Origin of the sequence: Methylobacterium sp. ap11 (assembly GCF_900110515.1) — a bacterium.
In the GTDB taxonomy this organism is placed as follows: Bacteria; Pseudomonadota; Alphaproteobacteria; order Rhizobiales; family Beijerinckiaceae; genus Methylobacterium; species Methylobacterium ajmalii.
This window is the reverse complement of the sequence record NZ_FOEB01000020.1, coordinates 1-20,738: the sequence shown is the minus strand read 5'-3', so window position 1 is coordinate 20,738 and position 20,738 is coordinate 1. Positions and strand designations below refer to the sequence as shown.

Genomic DNA, 20,738 nt, shown 5'->3' with positions numbered 1-20,738 from the left:
CCGGGGATGCAGGAGTGCTGCCCGCACCGTCTGCCGCGCGGGGGTTGGCGATCGACCCTGCCGCCTGGGCGAGCTTCAAGGACCGCTTCGTCACCCGCGAGGGGCGCGTCGTCGACACGGCGAATGGCAGGATCAGCCACAGCGAAGGGCAGGGTTACGGCCTGCTGTTCGCCGCGGCGTCCGGGGATCGCCAGACCTTCGAGCGCATCTGGGACTGGACGCGCCTCGCGCTCATGGTGCGCAAGGATGCGCTGTTCGCCTGGCGCTGGGAGCCCGACGTTCCGGTCCCCGTCGCGGATCCGAACAACGCGACGGATGGCGACATCCTGATCGCCTGGGCGCTGGTGGAGGCGGCGGAGCGCTGGCCGGACGGGCCCTTCCGCAACGCGGCCCGTCGCATCGCCGAGGAGATCGGCGGGCGCCTCGTGCTTTGGGATGGGGCCGGCGGCCCGCTGATCCTGCCCGGCCTCGCCGGGTTCGGTGCCGGCGAGCGGAGCGACGGCCCGGTGGTGAACCTGTCCTACTGGGTCTTCCCGGCCTTCGCCCGCCTCGCGACGGTGGCGCCGGCCTTCCCGTGGCAGCGCCTCGAGGCTTCAGGCGTCGACCTCGTGCGGCGTGCCCGCTTCGGGGCGAGCCGGGTGCCGACCGACTGGATCGCCATGGCGGGCAACCGCCCGCGTCCCGCCGACGGCTTTCCCGCGATCCTGTCGTACAATGCCGTGCGGGTCCCGCTCTACCTCGCCATGGCGGCGCAGGGCGAGCGCGCCCTCTACGAGCCCTTCGCGGCGGCCTGGACCGATGGGGGTGCCGCCGGCCTGCCCATCGTCGATCCTCTCGCCGGACGGGCGAGCGGGCGCATGGGAGAACCCGGCTACGCCGCGGTCGGTGCGCTCACGTCCTGTATCGCGTCCGGCGCGCGGGTGCCGACATCCTTCTCGACCCCCTCGCCGTCCGAGAACTATTATCCCGCCGTGCTCCACATTCTCGCCTTGTCGGCGGCACGGCTGACCTGGCCGGCCTGCCTCGGGCGCTGAACCGGGCCCCTCCCCGCGTCTGGCCGCCGCCGGCAGAGGGGCGCCCGGGTCACGGGTCCCACCCTACCGCCCGGCCAGGCGGCGAACCTCCTCGGCGATCGCGCCGCCGAGGATCGCGTAGCCGACCATCGTCGGGTGCAGGTAGTCGAACATCACGTTGGTCGATATCCGGCCGGCACCGTCGACCATCGTCCGTCCCGGATTGGCGAAGAACACGGTCTTTCCATCGGCGCATTGCCGGATCAGGGCGGTCACCTGCGCGTTCGTGGGACGCTCGGGCGCCGACGCGTCGGCCCCCCGGGGCAGGATCCCGAGGAGCAGCACCTTCGTCGCCGGGGATCGCGCCTCGATGAAGCGGACGATCTCGGCCACGCCGAGCGCGGTGTCCTCGGGCTTGCTGCGCCAGCCCGCATTGTTCGTGCCGATCAGGACGACCGCCACGTCCGGCTTGAGGGAGCTCGGCCATTGCCCGTTATGCAGCCGCCAGAGCACGCCCTGGGTGAGGTCGCCCCACAGGCCCAGGTTCAGCGGGGCGTAGGAGCCCCAGAACAGCTCCCACATCGTCGGCTCCCATCCCTGCGTGATGGAATCGCCGATGAGGACGACGCGGGTGGCGGACAGGTCGCGCGCCGTGGCCTGCCGGGTCAGCTGGTCGGCACGCTGTCGCCAATCCGGGATCGGGACGGCCGTGGGCGTGGCCTCCACCGGCATGGGCGCGCGCGGCGGGATGGCGGGACACCGGGAGGCCGCGAGAGCCCCCCCGCCCGGGGTGAGGGCGAGTGCGAGGGCGAGAACGGTAAGGAGCCGGGGTCCGGGACGGAAGCGAGCCATGGCTGTCACGTCCCGGTCAGCGCAGGTAGGGCGCGATTCTGTTCTTCGACAGGAAGGCGTTCGGCGTGCCGCCGGGCGCGATCAGCCACACGCTGTATTGCCCGCCTGCATCGAGCGGCCCGAGATCGAGCTCGGCCACCCGCGTCGTGCCGCACGCCGCCCGCATCCGCGGGTTCGGCGCCGGATTGACCGAGCGTCCCCGCATGATGTTCGGACCGACATCGACCAGCACGGGCTGGCCCTTCGGCTCCAGGTACAAGCCCGCCGCAGGACAGGACGCCATGGCGTTGTAGAACGCGAGCCTCGCCTTGGTCTGGCTGAGTTCGGACTGGTCCAGGACGACCTTGGTCCCCAGGCGGCCATCGGCCTTGTCGATGAGCACGGTGTGGATTCCGGCCGGCTTCAGCTCGATCTCGAGCGGCTTGGCGCCCTCGACCTTGACCTCGACCTTGCGCCCGGCGACGCCCTCGACGACGTAATAGGGCGACACCCGCTCCTGCCCCGTCGTGCCGAGGGACATCGGATCGGCGAAGCCGACGGGCTTGAGGTCGAGGCGGTCCGGCGAGGCGTTGGCGAAGCGGACATAGGCGTAGCCGTCCGGCAGCCGGTCCTCGTAGAGCATCATCTGGGCTCCGGCACGCGGCGTGCCGGCGACCAGGACCGGCAGGCCGAGGAGGGCCGCCAGGAGAGCGCCGCGAAGTCGAGGCAGGTTCCCCCGCGGCGGGGCGGACCTATGAAGTTGAAGCGGATGGGTCATGGCTGTGCTGCTGCTTTCTCGATGACGACCGGCGGCGACGCCCCCCCCCGAGGACGAGGTCGCCGGCCCGGGCCCGGGTGCCGGACGCGTTTTCCCAGTCGAGGTGTCGATTTCGCTTGTGCGGCAGGGACCACTTGCGCGGCAGGGACTACTTGCGTGTCTAGGATTACTTGCGCGGCAGGGACTTGACCGTCTGGTTCGCCACCAGGGCGTCGGTCAGAGCGGCGCCCCACTTCTGGTAGCCGACGACCGTGTAGTGCTGGCCGTCGAAGGTCGGCCATTCTCCCGGCTTCGCGAGGGCGAGGGAGTCGACATACGTGCAGGGCGCGACCGAGGTCGCCATGAAGTCCGAGAACTCCTTCACCCGCGCGAAGGTCTTCGAATAGGGACCGCCCTCGGTTCCCCAGCCCGGCCCGATCCAGACGCAGGGAAGGTTGCGAGCCTTGATGCGTCCGATCAATTCGTCGACATTCTCGCGGATCCATCCCTTCTGCATCTCGCGCTGATTGTAGCCGGCCATCGGATCGCCGATCCCGACGACCACGACGCTCGGCTTGGTCTGGTCGATCAGCGCATCGATGCTCCAGGATTTCACTTTGGGCGTGCGATTCTCGACGACGGCTCCCTTGCCGCTGCGGTTCGCGATGCCGCAGGCGACGGGGCGCGGTGCCACCCAGGCGCCGGCAGGCACGCCGCAGGCGCCGAAGGTCTCGACCTGGGCTCCCTTGGACAGGAGACCATCCTGCAAGGTCGATATCAGGTAGTTCTTGGTGACGAAGTGGCTATCGCCCACGATGAGGAACGTCAGTCCCGCGAGAACGCTTTGCATGTCGGATTCCGATCAGGATGCTGCAGTCGGCGGCAAGTCCGGATTTCCCGCTTCGGAAATCGACGACGCCGCTCGACGGAGACGATGCTGCAACCAGAAGGTGCCGTGCGCGGACCTTGAAATCAACGATTTACGGGGCGGTCCGCGCGAAACACCGGATCATGGTTATGATTTGGCGTTACTTCACCTCGGCCAGGCTGCGTTCCTGGGCCAGGCTGCGATCCTGCGCCTGCAGGGGCTTGGACAGTGCGCGCTCGGGGATCTCCCAGACGATCAGGCGCGGAGGCGTCTCGGTGAAGGCGCTTCCCCCGAAATAGGTGCTCGCCGCCCCCGCAAAGCCCCCGCCGGCCTCCGCGACGTTGGTGACGGGTGCGCGCAAGGCTTCCTGCAGGCTCCCCTGGAAGTTGGCGTTCGTCGAGTACGAGCTGCCGATGAGCACGACCTGATCGCCGGGCCCGGTCGCCAGGAGGTCGTCGGCCTCGGCCGGCTTCTCCGTCTGGACGGTGCGGGCGACGAACTGCCGGTCCGAGGACGGGCGGAGCTTGATCCCGAGCGGCGACAGGGTTTCGGGAACCAGATCGAGGCTCATCAGCCGAAGGAGGTCGCCCGGCCCCTCGGTCTCGACCGGCGCCGATTCCGTCCTGTAGGCGAACCCGGCATCGAGCGGCGTCCGCACCGCCCCGGCGACGGCCTTGGCGGCGACCGCGGCGCCGCGCTGGTTCCAGTGCGTGTCGGTCCGGTAGTAGACCGGCCCGTCCTGCCGCGCATGGTCCAGCGGCTTGACGAGATCGAGGCTCGCGACGCGTCGCTCCCGCAGCATCGCCTGGAACGCGTCGTAGCGCGCCGTCGACTGGGCGGTGCGCGGTGCATTGCAGAGCGTCGCTCGCTCGATCCGGGCCTTGTCGGGGACGACCGCGACCACGAGCTCGATCCCGCGCCCGGCCAAAGCCGCGGCGACCTGCGCGACGATGTCGGCCCGGGCCGCGAGGTTCTCCTCTGCGCCCCGGACGGTCTGGGCCTCCTCGGTCAGGTAGAGCCAGTCGTCGCAGCCGACCGCGACCTGGGGACCGCCGGAGCCGAAGAGGCGCCACCGGAACACCCCGCCGGCGGCCCGCAGGATCGGGTCGGCCGGCAGGTAATGCGCCTCGACGAAATTGACCGCCGCGGCGGCCCGGCCGTCGAGCAGCGCGTCCAGGCTGCGCACCTGCGCCAGCCGGCGCTGCGCGGCGGGGGTGGCCAAGGCACTGAAGCCCTGCCAGGCGCCGAGGGCCAGGAGCCCGACGACGAGGGCGCCCTGAAACCTCTCCGAGATCTCGCGGGAGCTGCGGCGCGGTTGCGTGTTGGCCACGATGGGCCGATCGAGAGGGGCGTCCATGTTCAGAACTGGAAGTAGAGGAACGGGACGGCATCGCGGCTGTAAAGCATGACGATGGCCAGGGTGAAGGCGGCGAAGGGAGAGACGGTCCAGGCGGCGAGACGCAGGCCGCTCATCGCCGGGACGGCCGGGGTACCCGGATGCCGATGGGAGAGGCGCGGGCGGGACAGCCGGTCGCGAACCAGCGGGACGTAGACGATCGCGAGCGCCACGGGGATGAACCAGAGGCGGTCCGGCGTGATCTGCCAGAGGAAGTCGTCGGACAGACCGATGCCGTTGAGCCCCAGCATGCCGGCATAGACCCGCCCGGCGCTCTCGAGATCCTTGGCGCGGAAGATCACCCAGCCGATCATCACCGCCAGCATCGTCAGGGCGTTGGCGAGCGGGTAGGCGAGCGTCGGGGCCCCCGGCGGACGGCGGCGGCTCCACCAGCGATGCGTGCCGAGCAGCGCGCCCTGCCACACGCCCCACAGGATGAAGTTCCAGCTCGACCCGTGCCACAGGCCGCCGATCGCCATGACCAGCATCAGGTTGACGTAGGTCCGCACCGGCCCGGAGCGGTTCCCGCCGAGGGGAATGTACAGGTAGTCGCGCAGGAACCGCGACAGCGTCATGTGCCAGCGCTGCCAGAACTCCTGGATCGAGCCGGACAGGTAGGGGTTGTCGAAGTTCTGCGGGAAGTAGAAGCCGATCATGCGCGCCAGGCCGATCGCCATCAGCGAGTAGCCCGCGAAGTCGAAGTAGAGCTGCAGCGTGTAGCTGAGAGCGGCGATCCAGCTGTCGGCCAGGGTCGGCTGGGTCAGCGAGAAGGCGGCATCGACCAGGGGGCTCAGCGTGTCGGCGATGGCCACCTTCATGGCGAACCCGATCGCGAAGGTGCGACCGCCGATCCCGAATTGCCGCAGCGAGTGTTCGCGCACCTTCAGCTCGTTGGCGATCTCCGCGTAGCGCACGATCGGGCCGGCGATGAGCTGGCTGAAGATCGCCTTGTAGGCCGCATAATCGAGGAGCGAGCGGCTGACCGGCACCGTCCCCCGGCGGATGTCGACGAGGTAGGAGACCGATTGCAGCACGTAGAAGGACAGGCCGATCGGCAGCAGGACCTCGGTCCAGCTCATCATGCTGAGGCCCATCGCGCCCCGGAGCTGGTTGACCGTCGCCACCCCGAAATTGGCGTACTTGAAGTAGGCCAGCACCCCGAGATTGCCGGAAAGGCCGAGGATCATCAGGAGCTTGGCGCGGTCGCTCTTCGGCCCCGCCCGGTCCATCAGGCGCGCGACGGTATAGGTGAACCCCGTCACGGCGATCAGCAGGGCCAGGAAGTCGACCCGCCACCAGGCGTAGAAGCCCCACGAGAACAGCAGGATGATCCAGTTCCTGTGCCGAAACGGCATCAGGAAGTAGCAGGCGAAGAACAGGGGCAGGAAGAGAGCGAGAAACTCGAACGACGCGAAAATCATGGCGGGTGCGCCCATGCCAGTTCGTGGTTGCGTGCGACGGCATCGCGCTCGCGGCGCCGCCTGTCTCATGTTCCGAGGGCCGTCCGATTGGATCGCGGGCAGCAACACCCGGCCGTGAGCTAGACGAGAACCCGTGCCGAAGCCTTTCTTCCGGTCTTGTTTTATCGTTAAGAGGCGCTTCGCTCAGCGACGAAGTGCTTACACGGATGATCAGGCAGAATCATTACTGATCTGTCAAATCAAGGCGGTACGTACGAAGTCGTGAACCGGCACGAGATCGCGATCCGACCGATCCCTGCTCTAGAGCGCTTCACGATGGCGAAGCTCTCCAGGTTTTTTGATGTTGTCGCATTTTCTTCGACGAACCGGCATCCACTTCGTCGGAAAATGCTCTAGGCCCGATTGGCGGCCATCGCCGAGGCCCTGCCGTAGGCGAGAACGAGGACGTCCTTGGTGCCCCGTCCCGTGCGGCGAGCCACGAGGCCGGGGGCGGCGTGGGGCTGCTGGCCCAGCCACGTCGTGTAGAGGCCCTCGAGCACCGCCGAGAGCCAGGGACCGCGGCGGCCCTCGATCGACCCGATCGTCGGGAGATGCGTGTGGACGATGCTGAGGATGCGGCCGGCCTCGTCCATCGCGAGGCTGGCCCGGCCCCAGCCGAGATCGGCCAGCACCTCGTTGATCTCGTCCTCCAGGGCATCGAGGGTCGAGACGGGCGGCAGCGCCGCGCCGCGCGCCATGTCGGCCCCGACGTCGCGCAGCAGGGCGTCCCGCTGTTCCGCGTCGAGCACGACGTCGAGCCGGGCCGCGAGGACCCGCAGAAAAAGGCGCCAGCGCGGCCGTTCCGCCATCCGGTACAAGTCGGGCGTGTTCGTCATTGGATGGTCTCGAACAAGTAGCGGCCGAAGACGACCGCGCTCCCCTCGGAATAGTCGCCCGCATGCTGGAACGCGGCACGGCCGCCGAGCCTGAACGCCTGGGACAACCGGTACTCGAACTCGGCCGAGGCCGCGTAGGAGAGGCCGGTCCCGCGCCTGCCGGGAACGATGCCGGCGATCCCGCTATCGGAGACGCTCAAGAGGGCCTGCAAGCCGCGATCGTTCGGAAACACCGCGGCGGAGCGCTGTCCGAAGGACTGGTAGCCGATCGATCCCGACAGGGTGTAGCTCAGGTCGGGAAGCGGCTGGTCGCGCCAGGACACCGGCAGCTGGAGGGCGACGTAGTTCTGCGGGCTGAAGTAGCCGCCGCTCCCGAACGTGAAGGCGTTCTGGTTCTGCGCGTAGTCGAAGTACGGCACGCTCAGACCGACCCGCAATTCCCGCGGACCGTCGATGTAGAGGCCGTAGGACGCGCCGATCGCGGCCTCGATGAAGGGGTTGTCGCGCACGCGCTCGCCGGTGACGACGCCGCCTCCGGCGCCCGCATAGATGAACCAGCGCCCCGGTGCCCATTCCATCTGGGCATAGCCGCGGTTGCGCACCACGCCGCCCCAGGTCACCCCCGTGACGGGATCGCGGGCGCCGCCGTAGGAGAGCGCGCTGTTGAGGATCGCCCGGCGCTCCGCGATCATCCGCAGGCGCAGCTCCGGGGTGAGGAGCGGCGCCGCCTCGATGCCGCCGACGACGTTGGTCTTGATGAACCCGATCGGCGTCGTCCCGATGTCGACCGTGAAGGAGCGGTAGCTGTAGGCGAGGTTCAGGCCCACGCCTTCCTGGGCCTGGGCGGCGGCGATGCCGTTCGGCAGGCCGAGGGCGGCCTGGGCCGGGTTCGTGCCGAAGCGCTGCAGCCGGTCGCCGCGCGGCGTGTTGCCGTCGATCGCCGTCGGCGTGACCTGCACCCGCAGGCGGCCGACGCCGCCGGGGGAGAAGCTCGCGTCGATCGGCGCGGTGATCGCGCTCAGGCGGCTCAGGCCGCCCTCGCCGGATCGCCCGAGGAAGCCGAGACCGGCACGGACCTGGGGCGCCACCTCGTCCTGGAGGTCGGCGATGTCGCGGTCGAGGCGGCGCGCCAGGCTGTCGCGCTGCGCGTAGCCGATCTCGCCCAGGACGTCGGGCACGCGGCCGGACGCGCCCTCCGACAGGGGCCCGGGGCGAAACGCATCCCGGCCGCTGGTCCAACGGGCCCCCTGGGGCACCACCGGTGCGACGGCGCCCGACGGCGCATCTTCGAGGCCGGCGACGGCCCGCACGTCGCCCTCCGCGCGGCTGAGCTCGCGGGCCGTGCGCAGGTCCTGCATCACCCGCGCCCGGTCGTCCAGCGCCTGCGCGACCAGGGCGGAGATCATGTGGGCGCGCGCATCGCCCGGCGCGCCCTGGACTCCCTCCCTGGCGACCGCGTCGGCCCGCGGCAGATCCCCGATCGCGATCAGGGCGGAGACCGCGGCGCGACGGACATCCATGTCCGCGGGATCGCGCGCGAGGAGCTCCTGGGTGATCGCCACCGCCCGGCCGAGATCCATGCGCGAGATGTAGAAGCGCGCGAGCGCCATGTTCAGGGCCGGACTGTCGGGATCGGCCTCCAGGCGACGGGAGAGCTGCGCCAGCGCCTCGGCGTAGCGCCCGTCGAGCCGCAGCCGGTCCGCGGCGGCGGCCGTGACCCCGTTCACCGTCGCGCTGACCGCCTTGCGCTCGTCCCGGGGCAGATCGGCGGCCCGGATTCCCTCGACCAGCCTCACGGCATCGTCCTGGCGGTCCGCTGCGGCCAGCGCATTGGCATAGGCGAGGCGCTGCTGCAGGGACGGCGCCGGCACCGTCGCGAGCGCTGTCGCCACGGCGTCGGCGGCAGCGGAGCGGTCGTCGAGCCCGACCAGCGTCTGGGCGATTTCCAGGACGCGGGCACCCGTCGGGTCCGGCGCGGCGGCAAGGCCCAGCATGCGGGTCTTGAAGGCCTGGCGGTTCATCTCCCGGGCCGCCTGCGCCACCTCGGCCCGCACCGCGACCCGCTGCTGCAGCGCGAGCATCTGCGGCGTGCGCTTGCCGGCGGGGACGCGCGCGGCGAAGGACGCCGCCTGGTCGAGGTCCTTGACCTCGACCGCGAAGTAGAACGCGGCTTCGGGCCCTTGGGGGTCCTGCCCGTCGGTGCCGACGGAGGCCATCACCATCCGGGCATCGTGGCCGCGGCCCTGGCGCAGCAGCGCGCGGGCGAGTTCGAGCCGCAGCCACGGGTTGGTCGGATCGGCCTGGACCGCCGCCCGGTACAGCCCGGCCTGCGCGACCGGATCGGCGACGCCGCGGGCCTGGCTGCGCAGGCGCTCGGCCCGCATCCGGCCGAGCGCCCGGGTGTCGCCGACCTTGACGTAGAGCGCCTCGGCCTCGCGCTCGCGGCCCTGGCGCAGGAGGACGCCGGCCAGACCGATGGTCGCCGCCGCGTTGCCGGGCTTCCTCGCCAGCGCCTGGCGGTAGGTCGCCTCGGCCTCCCGCACCTTGCCGGACAGGGCCTGGATGGCGCCCATCTGGAGGTAGTAGCCCCAGTCCGGATCGCTGCCGCCGAGCCGGCGCAGCAGGGCCTCGGCCTCCCCGTAGCGGCCGCGCCGGGTGAGGCGGGACACCTCGGCGTACTGCGCGCGGATCTCGCGCAACTGGGCCTCGTCCACGCCCTTGCCGCCGGAGACGGGCTCGGTGCTCTTCAAGGCGGACTGGATTCCCTCGGCGTCGGTCGGGCCGAGTTCGAGGGCGTGCTTGAGGAGGCGGCGGCCCTCCTCGAACCGGCCCTGCTTGAGGCGCAGGAAGCCCATTCCGGCCGTGGCGTCCGCATCCTCGGCATTGACCGAGAGCGCCTTGGCGAAGTCCTGCTCGGCCTCGGTGTAGAGCTTCTTCTCCAGCTTCTCGAAGCCGGTGGTGCGGGCCTGGCCGCCGACCTCCACGGGGGATTGCGGCGGATTGCGGATCAGCCCCAGCTTCTCGGCGATCTGGGCATCGTTCGGGTGGCGCGCGGCGTAGGATTCGACGACCTTCTGGCTGTCGGCCGTGTCCGGCAGCCACAGCAGGGCCTGCTTCAGGGCGCGGTCCGCCTCCTCGCCGATGGAAGGATTGCCGGCCAGCCGCGCGAGCCGCTCGATCGCCTCGTCGCGGGTCGCCTCCTGGTAGGAGAGGAGACGGGCATAGGCGAGCTGGGCCCGCGGATCGCGCGGATTGACGGCGACGATCTGGCCGAGGCCCTCGCGGGCCGGCTCGAAGCCCGCGGAGGTGCCCCCCAGGGTCTGGTAGTATTCCGAGGCGTAGCGGGTCGGCGGCGTCGCGCCGTTGAACGCCTGCTGATAGGCCTGGACGGCCAGGGTCGAGCGGCCCTGCTGGGCGAGGCCGCGGGCCTCCTCGAGCTTGGCGGGATCGGGCTGGCCCACCTTGAGGTCGTATTCGATCTCGGCGACGCGGGGGTCCTGCGGATACGCCGTGCGCAGGCGGTCCAGGGTCTGCCGGGCCTCCGCGGTCTGACCGGCGTCGATCTGCGCCTTCGCGAGGAGCGACAACGCGCCGGCGCTGGGGTTGAGCGCCAGGATGCGGTTGAGGCTCTGGATCGCCCGGGCCGGTTGCGACTGGTTGCGCCAGTAGGTGGCCTGCTCGAGGAGGGCCTTCTCGGGAACGGACGGCTCCGGATCCGCCGGTGCCGCCACGGCCTTCGACACCTCGGAGGCCGGCGCCCCGGCCGGGGCGGTCTCGGCCGCCGCGGGCGGGCCGCCGGCCGGAGGGGGAACCGGCGCGCCCGGCGCGGCCGCACTTCCGCTCAGGATCGCGGCCGGCAGCGCCTGGGCGCGCGCGCCGTCCGAGGGAACGAGCATGGCCGAGAGGGCGACCGACGCGGCCAGCACGGCCCGGAGGCCGGCTTGGCCGACCGAGCGCGTGCAGGAGCTCCGGTGCGGCTTGGTCGAGGGTGGAACAGCGGGCTGCACGGCGGGAGGGTCCCTCTCGTCGACATCGGCGAACGCCGCGGCCTGAGCCGGGGACGCCGTTCGGTGCTGGGTGGGGCGGACGGGGTCGGTGATGGCGGCGCGCGGCGTCACGACTCGATCTCCCGCATCCGGGCGCGGGCGCGCCGCCGCAGGGCGCGGTAGAGGACGAGGCCGAGCATGGCCGAGCCGATCAGCAGCACGGCGACGAGGCCGAGCGGCGAATCCTGGAAGTACCAGGAGGGGTAGAGCCAGTACGGCAGCTGCCCGACCGTGTAGGTGTCGCCGACGCGGTAGCTGGCCGGCCGGCCGTCGGTCAGGATGGCGAGGTCGCCCTGGACCTTGGGCGCCTGCTCGGCGTCGTTGAGGGTCGGAACGACGCCCTGCAGGGCCTCGGTCCCGCCGGCGACGATCGCGACGAGGCTGCGGCCGCGCGCCAGCGGGCTCTCGGCGCCGATGAGCGCGGCGAAGCTGCTGGCGGGCGCGCCCTGCAGGATCGACTGGGCCGCCTCCCGCCGGTCCTCGCGCCCGAAATCGAGGGCACGCCGCATGTTCTCGATCGGCGAGCTGAGGGCGATGCGGATGCGGTCGCCCTCGAGGCGGACCGGGCTCGTGCGCAGCAGATCCGCGCCGGATTGCAGCCGCTCGAGGGTGCCGACCATGAGGAGGTCGCGGTCGGAGACGCCGGCGACTTGGTCGGGCCGCACGACGGCGACGCCGGTGGCGGGATGGCCGGTCTGCGAGCCGAGCCGGCCCATCAGGTCGAGGAACGCCTGGACCTCGCGCAGGTCCGCCCTGGGCGGCACCACGATTGCGGTCTCGCTCAGATCGGCCATGCGGCTGAAGGGGAAGCCGCTGTTCACGAAGAAGGCGAGGTTCGGCAGGCTGGTGATGCGGTTCGCGCGGCTGAAGTCGATCGTGCTGTCGGGATCGACGGCCATCCGCAGGTCGCCCGGAATGCCCGCGCAGGCGCCGCGGCCGAGGGGCCGCGTGTCGAAGGTGAATTGCAGCGCGTTCTGCCCGAACACGTCGTAGGCGGGCACGTCGATCCGGCGCGCGGTGCTCGCGTCGCCGCTGTTGAGCACCTGGCGCACGTCCTCGCGCTGGAAGACGGAGGGCAACCATGCATTCCGGCGGGTCGCGTCCTCGGCGAGCGGCATGCTGGCCAGGTAGATGTTGTTGATCCCCACATCGAGCCGGGACACGGCGAGGTCGACGATGGGGCCGGGGGGGGCGCGGTAGCGGATCTCGGCGGGGAAGCCCTGGCGGCGCCAGGTATAGAGGTCGGGGGCCGTGCGGAACGGCACGCGCAGGGCGCCGGGGGCGTAGCCCGTGGCCTGCAGCTCGCTCGGATCGACGAGCTCGCCGAAGCGCACCGGGCGATCGGTCGGGATCCAGGCCGGCGCGTCGTACGGTTTGCGCTTGGCCAGGACCGGGGCCCCGACCACGGCCTGCTGACCGCCGAGCGTCCGGCCGCTCACGACGAGGGCCCGCGCCGCGCTCACGAGCTCCTGCCCGTTGCGGCCCGCGACGAGGAGGAGCGAGCCGGAGGCGTCGTTGGGATTGGGCACGATCGCGATCGTCGGCCCCTCGATGCGGCCGACGCCGAGCCCCGGGGGCAGCGTGTCGGCGGTCGCGACGACGATCCCGTTGCGGCTCGCCGGCAGCGATGCCGAGACGGGGAAGCTCGCGCCCCGGAACCCGGCCATCTGGCCGAACCAGGACGAGACGATGCCGGAACTCTCCAGGACTTCGTTGGCGGGATTCGTCTGGATGACGAAGGGCAGCACGACCTGCTGCCGGTCGCGGGCCTCGAAGAACGGCAGCGGCAGGCGGCTGAGATCGCGCTGCGGCGGCAGGCGCACGAGCGTGAGCGTGAGCGTGCTCGTGTCCGACACGGTCGACCACAGCAACCCGCTCAGCGGATCGTTGCAGGTCTCGGCGTAGCGGCCGACGAACCGGAAGTTCAGGCGGTTGTCCTCGGCGAAGAACACCGGGTCGACCGGCATCTCGATGCCCTCGAAGCGCGTCTGCCCCTCGGTGGCCGGGATCGTGCCGACATACTGCTCGTTGAGCGTGACGGTGACGTTGCTGAACTGGGCCATCAGCGACGGGGACATCGCGCCGCGCAGCTTCAGGGTCGCCCCGGTGACGACCTCGTCGCTGCGGATGCCGAACTGCACGCCCTGCAGCTCGCTCACCCCGCGCAGGGCCAACGGCCCCTGGGCCCCGAGCTGGCGCAGGCTGAGCACGACCTGCCGGGTCTCGGCCGCCCGGGGGGCCGAGGCCGGCGCCGTCCCCTCGGCCGGCGGGACGGCCGAGGGAAGATCGAGGGTCGAGGCGCGGGGCGTCCCCGCGTCGGCGGACGGCATCGGGACGGACAAGGCGGGGGCGGACGATCCGGCTTGCGCCTGCCGCCCGGCATCGGGGGTGCGCTCCCGGCCCGCGCCCGGCATCGTCTCGGGTGACGACGGGGTCGCTCCGAGGGCGTGCGCGGTCAAGCCCGAGGTCAGGGCGAGACCCAGAAGGACTCCACGGAACATCACGACTTCATCTCCATCTCGCCGGCCGACGCCTCGGAGGCGACGAACGTCTGCACGGTGGCGCCAGCGCCGGATTTCACCGCCCGGCCCCGGCCGGTCGTCGATTTCGCGCCTTCAAGCAGGCGAAACAGGCCGCGGATGCTGACCAGGACGCGCCAGAGGCTGACCATCGGACGGTCGGTCTTGAAGTTCGACCAGTTGGCCCACGCATCCGCCCGGCCGAAGACGACCTGAACGATGCGCATCTCGTCTTCGATGCTTCGGGGCGCCCACATGATCTTGATGACATCCTGGTAGGCCCGGAGCACCTGGGCGGGTACGACGAGTTCCTCGCCGCCGACATGGAACCGGACCTCGATCGGGCAGCCGTTCGGCACGGTCCTGGGCAGGGCGCATTGCAGATCGGCGCCGGTCTCGCTGAGGTCGCGGGTCGTGCCCGACAGGACCTCGCCGTCCGGGAGCCGCAGCTCGGCGTGGATGCTCGCCCGCACGCGCGCCAGGGCCCGGGTCTGCCGGCGCTCCCGTCCCACCGCCAGGGCCGCCATCACGATGAGCAGCGAGAAGGTCGCCCAGATGCTGTTGAGCAGGAGGGCCTGGAACGTGACGAGGTCGTTGTCGACGACGATGAGAGAGACGACCCCGCGCGCGATGCCGGCGATGAGCAGCGCCGCCAGGACGAGATTCGGATACACGGCCCCCAGATCGAAGTAGCCCTTCTCGAGCAGACCGCCCTTCGCCGTCACGTTGAACTTGCCGCGGCGCGGATTGACGAGCGTCACCAGCGTCGTGCGCACGAGGAACATGGCGAGGACGGTTTCGTAGATCTCGCTCCAGAACGAGTGCCGCCAGTTCCTCTGCATCCGCGAGTTGACCGCGACGGAGAGCGCGATGTGGGGCAGCGCGTAGGCGGTGATCGCCAGCGGGGATGCGGAGACGATGTTCTGCCCGAGCAGAAGGAAGGCCAGGGGCGACAGCAGGAAGATGATGCGCGGGATCGCGAACAGGAAGTGGCCGCCGGCCTGGAGGTAGCAGATCCGCTGGGCCCAGGTGAGGCCGCGGCCGAGCACCGGGTTGTCGACCCGCAGGATCTGGATCATGCCGCGCGCCCAGCGGGCGCGCTGGCCGATATGCAGGGCGAGGCGCTCCGTCGCGAGGCCGGCCGCGAGCGGCAGCTTGAGGTAGGCGCTCTCCCAGCCCTTGCGATGCAGCTTGAGCATCGTATGGGCGTCCTCGGTGACCGTCTCGACGGCGAAGCCGCCGATCTCGTCGAGGGCCGAGCGGCGCAGGACGGCGCAGGAGCCGCAGAAGAACGACGCGTTCCAGAAGTCGTTGCCGTCCTGCACGAGGCCATAGAACATGTTGCCTTCCGGCGGGACGCGTGTGCCGGCGGTCAGGTTTCTCTGGAATGGATCGGGCGAGTAGAAGTGGTGCGGGGTCTGGAGCAGGGCGAGGCGCTTGTCCCGTACCATCCAGCCCATCGTGACCTGCAGGAAAGCGCGGGTCGGGATGTGATCGCAATCGAACACCGCGATGTATTCGGCCTCGGTGTGCTTCATCGCGTTGTTGAGATTACCCGCCTTGGCGTGCTTGTTGTCGGTTCTGGTGATGTAGCCGACGCCGACTTGCTCGGCGAACCTGCGGAACTCCTCCCGGTTGCCGTCATCGAGGAGGTGGACCCGGATCCGGGACGGCGGCCAGTCCATCATCATGCAGGCCAGCACCGTCGTCCGGACGATCGACAACGACTCGTTGTAGGTCGGAACGAAGACGTCCACCGCCGGCCACTCGTCGACGTTGGCCGGCAGCGGGACCGGCTTGCGGTTGAGTGGCCAGATGTTCTGGATGTATCCCAGCACCAGGATCGTGACGGCGTACAACTCGGCGACGATCAGCAGGAGACCGAGGACGCTCTCGACCGACATCTCGATGGTGAGCGTGTCGGTGATCCGCCAGAACATGTAGCGGAAGGAGGTCAGGACGGAGAGCACGGCCAGGAACACGGTCGTGCCGCGGCCGCGCCGGCGATTGGCCAGCAGGAACAACCCGAAGCACACGACCGCGAGGATCGCCTGTCCTTTCGGTTCCAGCACCACGGTTACGAAGATCAGCGTGAGCAACACCCCGAATCCGGCGAGCAGCCATTCCGTCACCCGCTGGGTCCGGTCCGGATGCAACTCGCTCGGTATGCTATCGGCTGGAGGAAAACCCAGACTCTTCGAAGGTTCGGTCACGCCTCTTCCCCCACTCTGGACCCCGCACGTCGTCGGGGCCCGGATTGCGCGATGTCCGTGCAGGCATTCGATGTTGCTACCCAGTGTTGTGTCGACATGGTTAACAGATGGTTAAACCTCTCGGGCGTGACTGGCTCTCGACTGTCGCATGCCGGCCCATCTGTTCGACAAGCAAAAATCAGGAAATATACGACACAACTTCAAACAATCGATCCCGCTCATGCGACACATGAGAGTAAATCGAAACGCACAATCAAGAAATAACAGCAATTTTGGCAAGCCGTTTGCCCAGCAAGACGATGCCGGCGACTGCCTTGCCGTCGGTCGTCGTCTGGGGAACGACGGCGGTCCCATGATGAAGGGACGGATGCCAGAGTGAAGCCGAGCCGCGACCGCTCCGACCGAGCGGCTGCGGGGCGACCCGCCGGCGTCTCCGTTCGCGCGGCGGACCGTAGGACGGCCCAGGACGACAAAAAATCTATAACGGCAAAGTTGGCTTAGATAGAAAGAAGGTCATATCCATAAAACAAACGTTTCCTGAATTCACACTTCAAATTTATTCGATCGTATATCGAATAAAATTTCATAGTAAGGCCAAAAAAATAAAAAATAAATATTTATGTAGTTATATTATAAAAATTACCCAAGTATTTTCGTTCGCTTGGGGATTAGCGAATTCATACGTATATTAAGTATCGCTAGATATGAAACAGCATGTTCGAACGGGGTCGAGACCGGGGGCGACCATTCGACATGAGCGCTCTTGTTTTAAATAGGGAGCTACCAATCGCCCTTGACCCCGTCGCAGCTGGTTTCCGGGGCGGCGCAGATGCCGCGTACCCACATCCGCTTTTCCTCCTGCGGCGTGCCGTAGGCGATCTCGGCCCATTCGCCGCGGCAGTCGGCGACGGCCAGCCAGTCCCTCGGATGGGTGAGTTCGCCGAATCGGTAGACGACCTCGGAGGCGGGATCGGACCGCGAGAAGCCCTTGGCGGTCTGGAGCTGGAAATAGATGGCCCGGCCCGGAATCCAGCCCGTCACCGCCAGGGGCACGTCCTCGACGTCGTCGTCCTTGACGGTCGGGACGTAGACGTTGTCGATCCGGAACCAGCCGCCCGCGGCCTCGACGATGGCGAATTCCGGCCCGCGTCCGGAGTAGAGGCCGCCCTCGTACACTACCGCGGGCGGCAACCGGCCGACGCCCGGGGCCTCGGGCGACGGGCCGGGCCGCACCGGCACCCCGCCCGCCTCCGTGACGATCGACCAGCCGCCGATCGTGCATGCGTTGGAACCCGCCTGCGCGGAATCGGGCATCGTTCCGATTGCCAGGAGCAGGATCGCAGCCAGAGATCGCGTCATCGCGTGCCGTCCGAGGACTATCGCGGCCACCGGACCGGAAGGCTACGGGACGCCCCCCCGGATGACGCAAGGTTGCGGCCCGACGGAGGTCGTCGTCCCTCGTGCGGACGGCTGTTGCCTCGGCGCCGGGCGTCGACGCCGCCCGGCGAAGGTCCTGAACAGATTTCGCAGAAGTGGTCACCGGTTTCGTAAAAAAATCCGCGACACGACAATGACTTAAGCGGATGAAGCGTTGGCCTGCCCGCGGTACACGACAGGGGCGTGAAGCCTCTCTGCGTCAAGGCTTTCCCATGCACCACCTCATCCTGAGGTGCGGGCGATCGAAGATCGCTGAGCCTCGAAGGAGGATTCCAGAAATCGCAGCGACATCTGGAGCCCTCCTTCGAGGTCAGTCAATCGAAGATCGACTAACGCCTCAGGATGAGGTCGCGGTTGGGAGAGATAATCATCGCGGGTTCACGTCGCTGTCGTGTACCGCGTGGCCTGCCAACGCAAGTCTGCTTGGGATTTTCCCCGAAACCAGACCTCTTGGAAGCAGGCTTCCTCAGAACTTGCCGCCGAGGCCGACAGAGCCGCCCGAGCCGATCGTCGGCGAGAATCCGCCGCTGCTGCCGGCCGGGCCGCCCTCGCCCTCGATCTCGTCGCGGCGGATGCGCCGGGGCGGGGCGCTCAGGGTGTCGCCGGAGGCGCGGGTGCTCGTCGGTACGTTGAGGCGGCGGGTCGGCTCGGTCGCGGCCTGGGCGAGGTCGCCGCTGCTGCGGGCCGGCAGCTTCACGTCGCCGCGCAGGGACGGCGGCGGGCCGACGTCGCCCGCCGGCAGCACGCCGCCGACCTGGCCGAGGGGATTGTTGATGCAGCCGCCCGCGAGCGCGGCCACGGCCGCGACGAGGCAGGCTCTGGACAGGACGGACATCGGCACTTCTCACATCTGACGTCTGAGGCGCTCCCGCTGCGGACGGGGAGCGATGGTGCATGAAGCTCTAATGGCCGGGGCGCCCGAAGGCCAGCCGCCCCGCTTGCCCGCAGGGGAACCCCGGCGCTTTGCCGGGCTTTCGTGCTCGGCTGCAACAGAGGGCGCCCGCCATGATCCGGAACCTGATCTTCGACATCGACGGCACCCTGCTCGACAGCGTCGACCTCCACGCCGCCGCCTGGGCGGAGGCGTTTCGCGAATTCGGGATCGAGGCCGACGAGGCCCACATCCGCGGCCAGATCGGCAAGGGCGGCGACCAGCTGATGCCGGTCTTCGTGCCCAAGGACCGCCTGGCGCACGACGGCGAGGCGATCGAGACATTCCGCTCCACATTGTTCAAGGAAAAATATCTGCAGAGGGTCCGGCCGTTTCCCGGCGTGCGAGCCCTGTTCGAGCGCCTGAAGGCGGAGGGCCATGTCCTGGCGCTCGCCTCCTCCGGCAAGGCCGAGGAGGTGGAGCGCTACCAGGAGATCGCCGGCATCCGCGACCTCGTCAACGTGGCGACCAATTCCGACGAGGCCGACCGCTCGAAGCCGCATCCGGACATCTTCGAGGCAGCCCTCGACAAGCTCGGCCGTCCAGCCCGCGGGCAGGCGGTCGTGATCGGCGATTCGCCCTACGATGCGGAGGCCGCCGTGAAGGCCGGGCTGCCGGTGATCGGCGTCCTGTGCGGCGGCTTCCCGGAAGCCCTGCTCGGCGAGGCCGGCTGCACGGCGATCTATCGCGACCCGCAGGACCTGCTCGACGGCTACGACAGCTCCATCCTGCGCCGCGGCGTGCCGTAGGCAGGCCGGGGCGGGAGGCCTCGGCGGGAAGCCTTGCGGGATGGGGAAGGCCGTGCGAATCGTGCGGACCCCATGCCGACAGGATATGGTCCATTGCCCGGCTCGCGCCGCCTCGCCGCCCTGCCCCTGGCCGTCGCGCTGCCGACGGCGGTCCTCGCCCAGCAGCCGGCGCCCCCGAGCGCCGACGCCTCGGACTTCGCCCGGATGGAGGCGGCCCAGAACGCCGCCAACGCCGTCCCGGGCCCGCGGGCGGTGCCGGGACGGCGCATCCCGGTCCCCGGCACGGTGAGCCCCGAATTCCAGGCGGCGATCGCCGCGCCCTACCGGGTGCCGGCCTGGAATGCCGACCCGGGCAGCGCCGCGGAGTGGAAGGCGCTGGTGGCCAAGCTCGCGGCCCAGACCGCCGCGCCGCTCCCGGCCTTGCGCGAACGCCTCGGCGTCGTCTCGACCCCGGAGGTGATCGGCGGCGTCAAGGCCTGGATCATCGCCCCCAGGGAGGTCCCGGAGCGCAACCGGCACCGGCTGCTCGTCCACATCCACGGCGGCGGCTACGTCTACAACCCGGGCGAGGCCGGCACCCTCGAGGCGGCGCTGATGGCGGCCTTCGGCGGCTTCACGGTGATCTCGTTCGATTACCGCATGCCGCCGGACGCCCCCTACCCGGCGGCGATGGACGACGCCATGGCGGTGTGGAAGGCCGCGCTTGCCCTCCAGCCCGCCGCCAACATGGCGGTGTTCGGCACCTCGACCGGCGGCGGCATGGCGCTGGCCCTGATGCTGCGGGCCAAGCGCGAGGGCGTGCCGCTGCCTGCCGCCCTCGCGCCCGGCACGCCGTGGTCCGACCTGACCGAGACCGGCGACAGCTACAAGGCCAACGAGTGGCTGGACAACGTGCTGGTCTCCTACGACGGATACCTGACCCGGGCGGCGAAGCTCTATGCCGCCGGCCGCGACCTGCGCGACCCGCAGCTCTCGCCAATCTACGGCGACCTGCGCGGCCTGCCGCCGACCATCCTGACCACCGGCACCCGCGACCTGTTCCTGTCGAACACCGTGCGCACCCACCGCAAGCTGCGCCAGGCCGGGGTCGAGGCCTCGCTCCAGGTGTTCGAGGGCATGAGCCACGCCCAGTACCTGTTCGACCCGGATGCGCCCGAGACCCGCGAGGTCTTCGGCGAGATCGCGGCGTTCCTCGACAAGCATCTCGGGACCGAGCCCAAGACGCCCTGACCGCGTCGCGTCGATCGAGACACGCGACGAAGCCGGACCGGGGGGGCCCTGCCCCTGCCCTGCCCTTGCACCGCCCGGCTCAGGCCGCCCGCACGGTGTCGAGGAAGCGGTGCACCTCGCTCGACAGGTGCTCGGACTGGCGCGACAGCTCGGAGGCCGAGGCGAGCACCTGGGAGGCGGCCGCACCGGTATCCTCGGAAGCGCGGGCGACGCCCGCGATGTTCGCGGTCACCTCGCTCGTGCCGCTCGCGGCCTGCGAGACGTTGCGGACGATCTCCTGCGTCGCCGCGCCCTGCTGCTCCACCGCCGAGGCGATCGAGACCGCCACCGTGCTGATCTCGCGGATCCGACCGGTGATCGCCCCGATCGCCGCCACCGCCTGATCCGTCACGCCCTGGATCTCGCCGATCTGCCCGGCGATCTCCTCCGTCGCCTTGGCGGTCTGGGTGGCG

15 protein-coding genes and 1 pseudogene are annotated in these 20,738 nt (G+C 69.8%); 4 read left to right on the top strand and 12 right to left on the bottom strand.

Features of this window, described 5'->3' with window-relative positions; all coding sequences use genetic code 11:
- Positions 1-44 precede the first annotated feature (44 nt).
- Complete coding sequence (locus BMX97_RS23420) at positions 45-1,034, top strand: family 8 glycosyl hydrolase (protein WP_244538607.1); 990 nt, start codon at positions 45-47, stop codon at positions 1,032-1,034.
- Positions 1,035-1,097: 63 nt separating this feature from the next.
- On the opposite strand, the gene BMX97_RS23415 is transcribed toward BMX97_RS23420, so the two are convergent.
- From BMX97_RS23415 to bcsA, 9 genes are all read right to left on the bottom strand, one after another.
- Positions 1,098-1,745: a GDSL-type esterase/lipase family protein gene (locus BMX97_RS23415; RefSeq protein ID WP_210187671.1), complete on the bottom strand. Its 648-nt coding sequence runs from the start codon at positions 1,743-1,745 to the stop codon at positions 1,098-1,100.
- 136 nt (positions 1,746-1,881) lie between these two features.
- On the bottom strand, positions 1,882-2,622 hold the full coding sequence (locus BMX97_RS23410; RefSeq protein ID WP_143074702.1) for an ABC transporter permease: 741 nt from the start codon (positions 2,620-2,622) through the stop codon (positions 1,882-1,884).
- Between the two features lie 166 nt (positions 2,623-2,788).
- Positions 2,789-3,451: an SGNH/GDSL hydrolase family protein gene (locus BMX97_RS23405; RefSeq protein ID WP_060851177.1), complete on the bottom strand. Its 663-nt coding sequence runs from the start codon at positions 3,449-3,451 to the stop codon at positions 2,789-2,791.
- A 178-nt stretch (positions 3,452-3,629) separates the two neighbouring features.
- Complete coding sequence (locus BMX97_RS23400) at positions 3,630-4,799, bottom strand: alginate O-acetyltransferase AlgX-related protein (RefSeq protein ID WP_210187670.1); 1,170 nt, start codon at positions 4,797-4,799, stop codon at positions 3,630-3,632.
- 29 nt (positions 4,800-4,828) lie between these two features.
- Entirely contained in the window at positions 4,829-6,301 is a 1,473-nt protein-coding gene (locus BMX97_RS23395; protein ID WP_210187669.1) for an MBOAT family O-acyltransferase, read from the bottom strand.
- 377 nt (positions 6,302-6,678) lie between these two features.
- Positions 6,679-7,161, bottom strand: a complete 483-nt coding sequence (bcsD, locus tag BMX97_RS23390) for a cellulose biosynthesis protein BcsD (protein ID WP_091753637.1) — start codon at positions 7,159-7,161, stop codon at positions 6,679-6,681.
- On the bottom strand, positions 7,158-11,168 hold the full coding sequence (locus BMX97_RS23385) for a cellulose biosynthesis protein BcsC (RefSeq protein WP_143074701.1): 4,011 nt from the start codon (positions 11,166-11,168) through the stop codon (positions 7,158-7,160). Before BMX97_RS23385 ends, bcsD begins: the two co-directional genes overlap by 4 nt.
- Positions 11,169-11,275: 107 nt before the next feature.
- Positions 11,276-13,708 (bottom strand): cellulose biosynthesis cyclic di-GMP-binding regulatory protein BcsB, encoded by a 2,433-nt coding sequence (locus BMX97_RS23380; protein WP_091753635.1) that lies wholly within the window; start codon positions 13,706-13,708, stop codon positions 11,276-11,278.
- Positions 13,708-15,858, bottom strand: a complete 2,151-nt coding sequence (gene bcsA / locus BMX97_RS23375; protein ID WP_177202324.1) for a UDP-forming cellulose synthase catalytic subunit — start codon at positions 15,856-15,858, stop codon at positions 13,708-13,710. The genes BMX97_RS23380 and bcsA overlap by 1 nt, the downstream gene beginning before the upstream one ends.
- 229 nt (positions 15,859-16,087) lie before the next feature.
- Here bcsA and BMX97_RS32325 point away from each other — a divergent pair, with 229 nt between their 5' ends.
- The gene (locus BMX97_RS32325) at positions 16,088-16,318 is read left to right on the top strand and encodes a hypothetical protein (RefSeq protein WP_143074700.1); all 231 of its coding nucleotides are present in this window, start codon (positions 16,088-16,090) and stop codon (positions 16,316-16,318) included.
- A gap of 401 nt (positions 16,319-16,719) precedes the next feature.
- On the opposite strand, the gene BMX97_RS23370 is transcribed toward BMX97_RS32325, so the two are convergent.
- Complete coding sequence (locus BMX97_RS23370) at positions 16,720-17,298, bottom strand: hypothetical protein (protein ID WP_091753633.1); 579 nt, start codon at positions 17,296-17,298, stop codon at positions 16,720-16,722.
- A gap of 544 nt (positions 17,299-17,842) precedes the next feature.
- Positions 17,843-18,211 (bottom strand): hypothetical protein, encoded by a 369-nt coding sequence (locus tag BMX97_RS23365; RefSeq protein WP_091753632.1) that lies wholly within the window; start codon positions 18,209-18,211, stop codon positions 17,843-17,845.
- Between the two features lie 170 nt (positions 18,212-18,381).
- Here BMX97_RS23365 and BMX97_RS23360 point away from each other — a divergent pair, with 170 nt between their 5' ends.
- Both BMX97_RS23360 and BMX97_RS23355 read left to right on the top strand, forming a co-directional pair.
- Positions 18,382-19,056, top strand: a complete 675-nt coding sequence (locus tag BMX97_RS23360; RefSeq protein WP_091753631.1) for an HAD family hydrolase — start codon at positions 18,382-18,384, stop codon at positions 19,054-19,056.
- Positions 19,057-19,194: 138 nt separating this feature from the next.
- Positions 19,195-20,286: an alpha/beta hydrolase gene (locus BMX97_RS23355; protein ID WP_244538609.1), complete on the top strand. Its 1,092-nt coding sequence runs from the start codon at positions 19,195-19,197 to the stop codon at positions 20,284-20,286.
- 79 nt (positions 20,287-20,365) lie between these two features.
- On the opposite strand, the pseudogene BMX97_RS23350 reads toward BMX97_RS23355, so the two are convergent.
- Positions 20,366-20,738 (bottom strand): annotated as a pseudogene (locus BMX97_RS23350) (methyl-accepting chemotaxis protein); the annotation flags it as partial.